Source organism: Candidatus Omnitrophota bacterium (assembly GCA_014728045.1).
GTDB lineage: Bacteria > Omnitrophota > Gorgyraeia > Tantalellales > Tantalellaceae > WJMH01.
In genome coordinates, this window is the sequence record WJMH01000018.1 from 1 (window position 1) to 11,718 (window position 11,718).

The window sequence follows — 11,718 nt, forward strand, 5'->3', positions numbered from 1 at the left end:
ACCCCGCCCAGGGCCAGCTCTGCGATCACGCGATGACGGGGTCTCATTGTGATCATGACGGCCGCGCCCAGACGGAGCGCATGATATAAAAGCAACGGCACGCCTACGAGCAGGGAGACGCCGAGGATCGCATCAATGACGGGATAAAGATCTTCACCGGCCGAGTAAGCGAGCACCACCCCGGGAAAAGCTAGACCGTAGAGCCCCGCGCCTCCTTTGCCGGACTTTTTCCCTGCCTCTTCGCCTTCCAGCGCGAGCCTGATGACCGCGGAAGTATGAGAACGCTTTTTGCGCGCCAGGCGCCTGAGGTATTTTATCGAAGAGGCTTCACCGTTACGGAGCACGGCCCGGACCAGATGAGCGGTAATGGCCCCCTTAAGGGGATTATAGTCAGATTCCTCGGTATCCCCGCAGGTCTCGAAAAGCGATTCCACCAGAACAAGCGAGTCATACATTCCTCTGTCGACATGTTCGGACAGGACTTTTAGGAGCACATTCCTGACCCTGAGATCCTTCTCCATGGGGTCTTCTCCAAGCACGACCCTGCCGATACTGTCCACTATCATACGGTTGTTTTCCCTGATAGCCATTTCCCCGCCCGCGCCCCCCGCAAAGAGAACGCTTCCGGTCGCTTTCTCCATGCCTTTAATAGCGCTTAAGTACAAAGTCCTTGTCCGGATAAGGTCCGCCAGAGTCCCCGCGGCGGCACGGCGCACTTCGACATCTTCCGAATAATTTTCCGAATCCGCTCTCACGACATCCAGGATACCGAAATAGAAAGCCGGGTAAATGAACTCCAGGTCCAGGCAGGATGCGACCTTTTCCGGACGTCTGGAAAAGGCCTTAAGCGCCTCGGCGGTGATCCTGCGGTAAAAAAGCGCCAGCTCTTTCAACGCGGCCTCTCTGGCATCCGCTTTCAGTTTTAGATGCTCTCCCTGGTACATGCCCGGCTGGTATCTCCCCTGCCAGGACATCGCTCTCAGGTCGGGCGTGACAGTGAAATATCCTCTTTCTGACGCGGCCTGGATCACATACAAGGCGCGGCTGGAAGGACCGCGCACTCCCTTTCCGGGCTCATACGCAAAGTCAGCCGCAAGGTCGCCGAGCAGTTTCAGGTACATTTGGTGTCTGGCGGGTGCGCCAGTTCTCACCATATCATGTATGATCGAGTCCACCCTGTCTTCGAAAAGCATGAACCCGGGAAAATAGTGTCCTTGCAGGGCGGGCGCGTCAAGCTTTTCGAGATACGCTCCCATATCAAAACCGGCAAGAGCTTTTTCGGCCTGATAATCAGCGTATACTCTTACAAGCCGCCTTACCGGGTAAAGGTCGCTTATTACGCTCTCGGACAACTCGCGGCCCTTTTTCTTCATCGAACGGTCCATAAGGTGGGTTGCTTCATGGTCAAGCCAGTCACTATAGGCGGCATCTTCATTCTTCTTCAGCCATCTAATGAAGTCGAGTTCCTCACGCGGTATCAGAAGATTAAAACTTCTGGGAGCGCCATCTGCCTCTCTCCATGTCCCCGCGTGGGTTAAAAGCCTGAAATCCTCTCTTGGCGGGAAAAGCCTCTTGCCTTCTCGTTCCCGGAAGGATCTATCCAACTGGTATATCCGATCGTAAAGCTTCTTTTGCGGGGGACACTGCACATGAAGCGGTATATTCTCATCATCCGGACCAAGACGGTCCCGTATATCCCTGACTATATCGTCATCGCCGGGAAGGTCATATTCCTCGTTCCATATTTGTTCCCACGCACTGTTGATCACCCTGTGGTGTTCTTTCTCGTGGGTCGGTATATACTGTAGCCAGTCATACAGGTCCGATTTGGCCATCATCACCGCGGGCATATCCCCGTCACCGGTCCGGTACTTATAAAGCGGCTCCACCTGTTCAAGGTCCACAGAGACCTCCCAGATACTGCCATCAGGATAGAACCGGATATGTATAACCGCATCATGGTGCCGTTCAACAAAGGATCTCGTTATGGCCTGCGCGGCACCGCCCAGGCGCACTCCCGGATGGTCGTTCTCTGTATCGCCTATCCTGAACTCTTTAACTCCCGAACTCTTAAGGTGATCAAGAAGAACTTCCCTGAGGGTTCTTCCCGCTCCCCTGCCCCGGTCGCTTTCGTTAACATAGATGCCGTCGGCCCAGGCGATCGGCTCGGCCGGATCAGAAGAGACCGAAAAACAGTAAATGCCGACAGGTCTGCCTTCCCGGTCCGAGGCTATCATGGCGTTCTTTATTTGCCCGTGATCAGGCCTGCCCCAGATAACATCCAGAGCCATTTTGAAGGAAGCATCCGTCTGGAGGCTCCTCGTGCCGAAATCATCGTTCATCTTTCTTATCAGTTCGAACAGTTCCGAATTTTTCCGCTCATCGGGCAGATCCGTGTAAAGATCGAATCGCAGATCCCTCTTGTTCCCTATAAGAGGGTCTTCAAGCAGCGATCGCGTTCGGTCGTCGAACTTCAGCATGACGGTATCGGGAAAGCTGGCCTTTTCGCCCCGGGCGAAAGAGAACCTGAGAAGCTGCTTCTGCCCGTCCTCTCTCACGTACGGCAGGCAGAAGACCTCACCTTCCTTGTATAGCTTCTGCCACCTGAAAGGGCCCATATCAACGTGGGATAGGTGATCCCTGATAAGGTTCTTGACCACCTCGGCGCTCGTGGCGGGACCGAACCTGTTTAGAACCTGTGTAATCAGCGTGCTGAGATATATAAATCCGGCATCCCGCTGAAAGGAGGAGGTGAAACGTTTTTTTTCTTCATCGTTTTCCAGAAGGATGATCCTTCCGTTGCGCTCCTCAAGGGTAATTACGGGTTTTATGCGTGATACCGGAGAAAGCGTAGATGCGTTCTCCGCGCGGGAGATCTGGCCAAAAGCGAACGAATGCTGGTTGATGAGGAATAAAAAGACCACGCCCAGCGAGATCATCCTGGTCCAGGTTCTGCAATTTTTATATATGTTCATCATAATGATTTACCAGGTACCTATTAATATAATAAAGATTGTCATATATAGTTATCCTTATATAGTTACAGCCGAAGCCAAATTATACCATAAAAAAGTTAGTTATGTCAATAAAAAGCTTGGAATAAGTGTTTTTTGTTACTATGCCCTGCTTGTTATGTGGATATTTGTGTGCTATTATTGCTGGTATATGTCCAAGCCTGAAAAAAAGAAGATCATTTGCTGCGGAGAAGCCCTGTTCGACTTGGTGCTGGATAAAGGCCCCCGCGGCATAAGTCTCGAGGCCTTCCCCGGCGGGTCGGCCACTAACACCTCTATCATCCTTTCCCTTCTGGGGCTTAAGGTCATGCTCATGACAAGGCTGGGGACGGACTTTTTAAGTAACTCCCTCATTGAGATACTCAACAACAAGAATATCGACACTAGCCATATAGTAAAGGACAAGAACATAAATACCCCGCTTGCCATAGCGCAGATAGACCCACGGGGAGATTCCTCATATCTCTTTTACGGTAAGCGCAAACGCCACAAGGACACCGCCCGGCATCTTTGCCGGGTGCCGTTCAAGTCCGCCGCACTGTTCCATACAAGTTCTTTCTTCTCTTACAGCGACGCCTTTTTCGGGCCCGTCATGAAAAGGCTCCGCATGGCAAGAGAAAAAAAGGTCTTCGTAACGTACGACCCCAACTGGCGGGCAAGGAAGATACCCACTAAAAGAAAAGCCCGGGAAAGGATAAAAAAGATCCTTGCCTACGTCGACCTGCTCAAGCTCAGCGAAGAAGACGCTCTCAACGTAACCCAGGCAAGATCCATCGATAAAGCCCTGAAAAAGATCGCGAGAAGCCTCAAGGGCGCAATCATAGTGACCAGGGGCGGGAAGGGCTCTTTTTTCTGGGACGGCACGAAAAGAATAGAACAGCCGGCTTTCAGGGTAAGCGTCTCGGACACCATAGGCGCCGGGGACGCTTACACGGCGGGCCTTATCTACAGCTATACAAAAAACGGCAGTGACGCTTTCGGTAAAAAGATAAAGCAGACTCTGCGGTTCGCTTCAGCGGTTTCGGCGATCATCTGTTCCTCACACGGCGCTACACAGGGACTGGAAGGGATAGACCAGGTCAGGTCCTTCCTTAAAGAGAAAACTTCCTAATCTATAAGGTCGATCATCCAAGGCTTGAGCATTCTCTGTATAAGGGATATGATAATAATACCGGCCATGATCTGGACCAGAGTCATAAGGTCCCATTCGTTAATAACAAGGCCCAGAGCGACTCCCGTGGCAGGTGCATGCTCGGTATTGGTTATCGCCATCATGAACATCGCAAGAGCAACGGCTATCGCCCCGCCCGTTATTTCGATCTCTTTCTGCAAAAGGTAGGTTTCAGCCGGGAAAACCGTCAGATTGCTCAGTATCACCCCGGATATGAGCCCGAGCGCATAGCCCCCTATAAGACACCTTGGGCGGGATATGGACTGGTGGGGCATTGTAAAAGCGATAAAGGCGCTGGCCCCGAAAGAAGCTATGATAACAGGCTTATTGACAACGTCGAAAACCTGCAGGGCAATGCCAACGGCAAGCCCCCCAAGAAGGGCCTGCCCGATATACTTGGATTTATTGTCCAGGAATTTACGGTCCCAGAGTCTCATCATTCCCCGCCGTGGTCTTTCCTGTAGATTATCTCGCCTTTTTTCACTATGCCCAGTTTTGTGCGGGCCTTCCGCTCTATGTAGTCCGGGTCCTGCTTCAGTTTCTGCATCTCCTCCTTAAGCAACTCGTTATGTTCCTCCAGGAGGGATATACGACTTCTAAGCTGGTCGTTATCCTCTTTGAGCCTGTGAAGCTCTGAATACCCCGGAAGGAATATAACGGCTAAAAGAGCAAGAACCGATATCCCGTATATTATTATCCTCTTTTTTCCCATACGGTGCTGCCGTAAAGCGCTTTATCCCCGAGCATTTCCTCGATGCGCAGAAGTTCGTTGTATTTACACACCCGGTCCGTGCGCGATGTCGAGCCAGTCTTGATCTGACCCACCCCGGTGGCTACCGCCAGATGCGCTATCGTGGTGTCTTCGGTTTCCCCGGAACGGTGCGAGATGACCGCCGTGTAGCCCGCCTCCTTGGCCATCTTTATCGCTTCAAGGGTTTCGCTAAGCGTGCCTATCTGGTTGACCTTGATGAGTATGGAATTGGCGATGCCCTTTTCTATTCCCTCTTTCAGCCTTTCGGTATTGGTCACAAAGAGGTCATCCCCTACAAGCTGGACCTTGCTCCCGATCTTTTCGGTGAGCTTCTTCCACCCGTCCCAGTCGTCCTCGGCCATACCGTCCTCCACCGAAACTATGGGATATTTTTCAACCCACTGTTTATAGAAATCCACCATCTTCTCGGGACTTTTTTCCGGATCCTTCTCGGCGTTCAGGACGTAATTGCCGTCCTTGTAGAATTCACTGGATGCCGGGTCGAGCGCTATGGATATGTCCTTGCCCGGCTGATAGCCCGCCTGCTCAATGGCCTTTATTATCACCTCGACCGCTTCTTCGTTTGACTGAAGGTTGGGCGCGAAGCCCCCTTCGTCCCCCACGGAAGTGGCAAGACCCATCGCATGGAGGATCTTCTTAAGGTTATGAAAGACCTCAGAGCCCATCCTGAGGGCCTCTTTGAAGGACGAGGCGCCAATCGGCATAGCCATGAACTCCTGGAGGTCCACGTTATTGTCCGCGTGCTCACCCCCGTTAAGGATGTTCATCATGGGTATGGGCAGTATGCGCGCGTCATCTCCCCCGATGTATTTGAACAGCGGAAGGCCTTTTGAAGCAGCCGCGGCCTTGGCGGCGGCAAGCGAGACCCCGAGTATGGCGTTGGCCCCCATTTTCGCCTTGTTGGGGGTTCCGTCAAGTTCTATGAGCGCTTCATCCAGCGCTTTCTGGTCAACAGCGTCCATGCCTTTTACCTTCGAGGCGATCTGTCCGTTAACGTTACTGACGGCCTTGGTAACGCCTTTTCCCATGTACCTGGTCTTGTCCCCGTCACGAAGCTCGACCGCTTCGTGTTCCCCGGTAGAAGCGCCGCTGGGAACGGCGGCCCTGCCTAAGGAACCATCTTCCAGCACGACGTCCACCTCAACGGTGGGGTTGCCCCTGGAATCCATGATCTCCCGTCCTTTTACTTCCTTTATCTTCGTAGACATATCTGTTCTCCTTTTCTTATTTGTCCTGTAATATAGTGACCTTTCTTCCTTCGACCTTAATGCGGCCTTCAACGAAAGACCTGACAGCGGCCGGGTACATCCGGTGTTCCAGCTCGTGTATTCTCTCTTCCAGCGAGTCCAGGGATTCATTCTCCCTGATCTCCAGGCATTCCTGCATTATCACCGGTCCCGAATCAAGCCCTTCGTCCACGAAATGCACGGTAACGCCGGTCACCTTGACCCCGTAGTCCAAGGCGTCCCTTATTCCGTGGGTACCCTTGAACGAAGGCAGTAACGCCGGATGGACGTTCATTATCCGACCGCGGTATCTATTCACGAACCGCTCGCTCAAAAGCCTCATGAACCCGGCAAGCACGATCAGATCTATTTTTTCTTTTTCGAGATGTTCGGCGATCTGGCGATCGTATTCCTCACGGGATTGGGACGGATCCGCTTCTTTTACAAGTGTCTTTACCCCGGCCTTTTCGGCGCGCTCAAGGGCAAAAGCCTCTTTTTTGTCAGATACCACCAGCTTGATCTCTCCCCCGGAGAGCCTGCCCCGGGAAGCCTCATCCAGCAGGGCCTGCAGATTGCTGCCGTTACCTGATACGAAAACCGCTATGTTCATTGATCCTGCTTACGCTTTTTTTATGACCTTGGTCGGGCATTTGGGCGCTATTTTCTCAAGTTCTTCCCGGTCCGACTGTTTCTCGAAATTCGGATAGGAAAGATTGTCCTTGACCTCGAAATACTTCTCAGGCGAAAGCTTTTCGCAGATACCGCACGCGATACACCCCACCGAGCAGATCTTTCTTACCCTCATCATGTCGTCATGCGATGAGCACGCCACGTAATAGAGATCGTCGTATTTCTTCTGCTGTATGCTTATGATGCCCCTGGGGCAGGCTTCGGCGCATTTCCCGCAGCCTGTGCATTTTTCCGCATCTACGCGCGGGAGGCCCTTCTCCATATGCATCGCGCCGAAGGGGCAGACCTCCACGCAGTCTCCGAAACCCATACACCCGTACTCGCACTCCATGCCTCCGCCGAAAGCCGCGTTGGCGGCGATACAGGTCTTAACGCCCGTATACACCGTATCCGTTTTCTTGTGTTCGTATTCGGCAGCGCAATGGACCAGGGCTATTCTGGGGAACTTTTCCTTTCCTTCCTTGCCCAGGTAATCATAAAGCATCTGCTGGGCTTCCTCCCCGAGGGGTTTGCATTTGGCCGGGTCTTCTCCCTCCTTGATGACATGCTCCGCGAAATCATGGCAGTTCAGGTACCCGCACGCCCCGCAGTTAACATGCGGCAGGTGTTTAAGGACCTCGGCTATGCGCGGGTCCTCTTCCACTCGGAGCTTCTTGTCGGCAAAGGCCAGTACGGCCGCAAAAGCCACCGAAAGACCCGCCATGCTCAATATTGCCGCCAGTATAAGATTATCCACTTATTATCCCTCCGAATCCCATGAAGGCCAGCGCGAGCATTCCCGCGAGTATCAAGGTTATCCCGGCACCCTTAAGAGGCCCGGGTATGTCCGAGAACTCCAGCTGCTCACGGATACCCGCCATCAGAACTAAAGCTATGGTAAAACCTATCCCCGCTCCCAGACCGTAAACAATGGCCTCGATGAAGTTATAGTCCTTCAGCACCATGAAAAGCGTCAGCCCCAGGATCGCGCAGTTGGTGGTTATAAGCGGCAGGAATATCCCCAGAGCCTTGTAAAGCTGAGGCGACATCTTCCGGATGAACATCTCCACGAACTGCACGAAACTGGCAATTACGATTATGAACGTGACATACTGCAGGAAGACCAGGTTATATGGAACGAGTATGTAATAGTAAATAAGCCAGGTCACCGTCGCCGCCATCGTCATCACGAAAGTGGTGGCCATCCCCAGTCCGACCGCGCTGTCCATTTTATTGGAGACGCCTATAAACGGGCATATCCCCAGAAAATAGGTAAGCACGAAATTATTGGTTATGCTTGCCGCTATGAGTATCAGAATGAGTTTTTCCATAATGGATTATTTCCCGGCTGATGCCGCCTTTTTCTTTTTCACGGCTTTGTCTATAATGTTAAAGATCCCCACCAGCAGCCCCAGGGTTATGAAAGCTCCGGCGGGCAGGACCATGACCACCCATTTGGTGAACCCTTCCCACATTACCGGCAGACCGAAAAGTGTTCCCGAGCCCAGAAGCTCTCTCACTGAACCCAGTATCACAAGAGCGCATGTGAACCCCGCACCCATCCCCGCAGCGTCAAGAAAGGACCTGAAAACCCCGTGCTTGGAGGCGAAGGCCTCCGATCTGCCGAGGATGAGGCAGTTGACCACGATAAGCGGCACATAGGGGCCGAGGGCCTTGCTTATCTGGAAAAAGTTCGCTTTCAAAAAGTAGTCCGCCGCCGTCACGAACGTGGCGATGATCACGGTGAACATGGGTATCCTGACCTGGTTGGGAACGAACCGCCTTATGGCGGATACCACGACACCGGAGGAGACCACCACGAAGGTCGTCGCCAGCCCCATGGACAGCCCGAAGATCGCCTTGGTCGTCACCGCAAGCGTCGGGCACATCCCCAGAACCTGCACGAAAACGGGGTTCTCTTTCCATAAACCTTTTAAAAAATCCTTTGTCATTTTTTTCTCAGCACCCTGCGTACTTTTTCCAGTTTCCTGTTGATCGAGCTCACCACCGCCCTCGAAGAGATCGTCGCGCCGGTCACGGCTTCCACCTGGTATTTCTTGGTGGGCTCCTGATTTTTGAGCAGTTCGATCGGGTGCGCCGTAGAAAGCCCGGCGAACTGCTTCCTGAAGTCCGGTTCGGCGATCTCGGCTCCCAGCCCGGGTGTCTCCTGCGACTCGAGGACCTCGATACCCATTATCTCCGAGAGAGAGGCATTGACACCTACGAGAAGCTTGATCACGCCCTGGTAGCCGTTGCCCTCGGCGATGAAAGCGTACCCCAGCAGTTTACCAGTTTCATCTTCAACCCTGTAGATCTTCTCTTCCTTGTCATAGGTTATCCTGGAAGCGTCAAAGAAAAGTTTTCTTATGCCTCTGTCGGTTTCAGCGTTAACGTTGACCTTTATCTTGGGCATGGAATAATTATATACCAGGACCAGCACGGCGCCGGAAGCGATCCCCACCACCGCCAGAGCCAGTATCATCCCGAATACGCTGTCCTTGGAGAATATCTTCACGCCTTTCTCCCTTTTTCAAGCCCGAACCTCCTGGGCCTTGTGAACTTGTTAATTATTGGCGTGCAGGCGTTCATAAGAAGGATCGAGTACATGACCCCCTCCGGCAAACCGCCCCAGATCCTTATAATCATGGTTATGAGCCCGCAGCCTATGCCGAATATCCACCTTCCCCTTGCCGTTATCGGCGAGGTCACCGGATCTGTGGCCATGAAGACGGCGCCTATCATGAGACCCCCCGCAAGCAAATGAAAAAGAGGCGGCATGAATTTATCCGCATCGACAAGATGCAGCACACCCGCGAAAACGAATACCGTCAGAAGATAAGATGCGGGAATGCGGTAATCGATCACTTTCTTATGCAGTAAATACGCAAGGCCCAGTAAAATGGCCAGTGAAGAGGTCTCCCCTATACATCCGCCGATATTGCCCAGGAAGAGATCCGCGTAAGGGGTCATAACCCCGTCGAACTTGGCCAGTCCCAGGGGCGTGGCGGTCGTCACCGCGTCCAGAGTTATGGGCCGGGACCATGTAGTGAGCGCCACGGGGAATGCCGCCATAAGGAACGCCCTGGCCAAAAGAGCGGGATTGAAAATATTGTGCCCCAGCCCCCCGAAAACCTCCTTGCCAAGAGCTATGGCGAAGACACCCCCCAGAAAAGCCATCCACAGCGGGATGGCCGGTGAAAGCACAAGCGCCAGCAATATGCCCGTCACCACCGCGCTCATGTCGTCAATACGTATCTTCCTGCCCCTGAATCTCTGCAGGAGGTATTCGGTGACCACGCATCCGGCGAGCGAGGCGAGAATAACACCCACCGCCCTTAACCGGAAGAACCAGACGCCGGCACATATCGCCGGTAGCAGGGCTATTAGAACACCCTTCATCATGTAGCGGGTATCGACCGGCGAAACTATATGTGGAGAAACACTTATTGCGAGCTTCTTCATCTCATTTTCTTTCTTACGAGGACCTCTTTACCTTCTTTGATATATTGGATCAGCGGTATCCTGGACGGGCAGATATATGCGCAGCTTCCGCACTCTATGCAATCGGCCACGTTAAGTTCCCTGACCTCCGGCCAGTTACCGTTCTTGACGTTGTTCATAAGTTCCGTGGGCAGCAGCCTCACCGGGCAGACGTCCACGCATTTGGCGCACCTTATGCACTTTTCTTCAGGCGGTGTCTTCGCCAGGTTCTCCGAGAGGAACAGTATGCCGCTGGTGCTCTTGAGGACCGACACCTCAAGCGTGGGCTGCGCGAAGCCCATCATGGGCCCGCCGACTATGACCTTCTCGGGGTCCCGGTAAAGCTCGATGCCGTACTGCTCTATGATATCCTTTATAGTCGCCCCCACCCTTATCAGGTAATTCCCGGGCCTGTTTATACAATCACCCGATATGGTTACCACCCTTTCTATGAGGGGTTTACGCATATGTACCGCTTCATAAACGGCGTTGATCGTTCCCACGTTCTGAACGAGGAACCCTATATCCAGGGGGAGCTTCCCCGGAGGGACCTCCCTGCCTGAGATGGCCTGGATAAGCTGCTTCTCTCCGCCCTGCGGGTACTTCGTGTGCAGCGGAACAAGATGTATATCCGATAAGACCTTGCGGGTGGCTTTCTTGATGGCTTTCTGGAAGGCGAAGAAAGCGGCCTTCTTGTTGTTCTCGATGCCGATATATATGTCTTTCGGCTTCAGAACTTTGGCTATTAGTTCTATTCCCTTCAGTATCTCCTGCGTTTTGCGGGTCATAAGAACATGATCACATGTAAGATAAGGCTCGCATTCGGCACCGTTGACTATGAAGGTGTCTATTTTCTTGCCTTCGGGCACGTTGAGCTTTACGTGTGTCGGGAAAGCCGCGCCGCCCATTCCAACTATACCGGCATCCTTGACCTTTTCTATGATCTGCTCCGGGCTCAGAGCTTCCGCGTCGACATCTTCCTGAGTGTAATCCTTCGCCTCTTTCGACTTGTCCCTCTCGATAACAACGGACATGACCGGCCCCAGTGCGGGGTGAAAAGCTTTTCTTATCTCCTTTACAGTCCCGGAGATAGGAGAATGTACGGGGGCGGATATGAACGCGGGGCTGCTGCCGATAAGCTGCCCCTCTTCAACAACGTCACCCTTACTTACAACAGCCTGGTTAGGGCTGCCTATATGCTGGGACAGGGGCACTACCGCAACGCTGGGGAGGGGAGCTTCCCTGAGCGGTTCCCTTATACTGATGTCCTTGGAATAAGGCGGGTGCACGCCGCCCGGAAAAGTAAGTTCTTTCATCTTTTGGTCTTAATATTATTAAAATATTTGAGTTTTAATTATACATATACAGTGTCTTTTGTCAATTGTT

12 protein-coding genes are annotated in these 11,718 nt (G+C 52.9%); 1 reads left to right on the forward strand and 11 read right to left on the reverse strand.

All coding sequences use genetic code 11. The annotated features are described in order from the left end of the window. Nucleotides 1-2,978 (reverse strand): GNAT family N-acetyltransferase (locus GF409_06575; GenBank protein ID MBD3426880.1); only part of this gene is annotated, 2,978 nt, incomplete at its 3' end. Between GF409_06575 and GF409_06580 the strand changes: the two genes are divergently transcribed. Next, entirely contained in the window at nucleotides 2,788-4,125 is a 1,338-nt protein-coding gene (locus GF409_06580) for a hypothetical protein (GenBank protein ID MBD3426881.1), read from the forward strand. The two genes, GF409_06575 and GF409_06580, sit on opposite strands and share 191 nt — an antisense overlap. On the opposite strand, the gene GF409_06585 is transcribed toward GF409_06580, so the two are convergent. The 10 genes from GF409_06585 to rsxC are packed head-to-tail and all read right to left on the reverse strand — an operon-like array spanning nucleotide 4,122 to nucleotide 11,648. After that, complete coding sequence (locus GF409_06585; GenBank protein MBD3426882.1) at nucleotides 4,122-4,625, reverse strand: hypothetical protein; 504 nt, start codon at nucleotides 4,623-4,625, stop codon at nucleotides 4,122-4,124. The two genes, GF409_06580 and GF409_06585, sit on opposite strands and share 4 nt — an antisense overlap. Then, nucleotides 4,622-4,897: a hypothetical protein gene (locus GF409_06590; GenBank protein ID MBD3426883.1), complete on the reverse strand. Its 276-nt coding sequence runs from the start codon at nucleotides 4,895-4,897 to the stop codon at nucleotides 4,622-4,624. Before GF409_06590 ends, GF409_06585 begins: the two co-directional genes overlap by 4 nt. Further along, a complete protein-coding gene (locus GF409_06595) occupies nucleotides 4,879-6,165 on the reverse strand; it encodes a phosphopyruvate hydratase (protein MBD3426884.1) in 1,287 nt (428 codons plus the stop codon). The genes GF409_06590 and GF409_06595 overlap by 19 nt, the downstream gene beginning before the upstream one ends. Nucleotides 6,166-6,181: 16 nt before the next feature. After that, nucleotides 6,182-6,793 carry a phosphoribosylglycinamide formyltransferase gene (locus GF409_06600; protein MBD3426885.1) on the reverse strand — a complete coding sequence of 204 codons (612 nt, stop codon included), beginning with the start codon at nucleotides 6,791-6,793 and terminating at the stop codon, nucleotides 6,182-6,184. A gap of 9 nt (nucleotides 6,794-6,802) precedes the next feature. After that, a complete protein-coding gene (locus GF409_06605; protein ID MBD3426886.1) occupies nucleotides 6,803-7,609 on the reverse strand; it encodes a 4Fe-4S dicluster domain-containing protein in 807 nt (268 codons plus the stop codon). Then, nucleotides 7,602-8,183: an electron transport complex subunit RsxA gene (gene rsxA / locus GF409_06610; GenBank protein MBD3426887.1), complete on the reverse strand. Its 582-nt coding sequence runs from the start codon at nucleotides 8,181-8,183 to the stop codon at nucleotides 7,602-7,604. The genes GF409_06605 and rsxA overlap by 8 nt, the downstream gene beginning before the upstream one ends. A gap of 6 nt (nucleotides 8,184-8,189) precedes the next feature. Continuing rightward, nucleotides 8,190-8,804 carry an RnfABCDGE type electron transport complex subunit E gene (locus GF409_06615; GenBank protein ID MBD3426888.1) on the reverse strand — a complete coding sequence of 205 codons (615 nt, stop codon included), beginning with the start codon at nucleotides 8,802-8,804 and terminating at the stop codon, nucleotides 8,190-8,192. Then, nucleotides 8,801-9,367: an FMN-binding protein gene (locus tag GF409_06620; GenBank protein ID MBD3426889.1), complete on the reverse strand. Its 567-nt coding sequence runs from the start codon at nucleotides 9,365-9,367 to the stop codon at nucleotides 8,801-8,803. The genes GF409_06615 and GF409_06620 overlap by 4 nt, the downstream gene beginning before the upstream one ends. Further along, the gene (locus tag GF409_06625; GenBank protein ID MBD3426890.1) at nucleotides 9,364-10,314 is read right to left on the reverse strand and encodes an RnfABCDGE type electron transport complex subunit D; all 951 of its coding nucleotides are present in this window, start codon (nucleotides 10,312-10,314) and stop codon (nucleotides 9,364-9,366) included. Before GF409_06625 ends, GF409_06620 begins: the two co-directional genes overlap by 4 nt. Then, nucleotides 10,311-11,648: an electron transport complex subunit RsxC gene (gene rsxC / locus GF409_06630; protein ID MBD3426891.1), complete on the reverse strand. Its 1,338-nt coding sequence runs from the start codon at nucleotides 11,646-11,648 to the stop codon at nucleotides 10,311-10,313. Before rsxC ends, GF409_06625 begins: the two co-directional genes overlap by 4 nt. Nucleotides 11,649-11,718 lie beyond the last annotated feature (70 nt).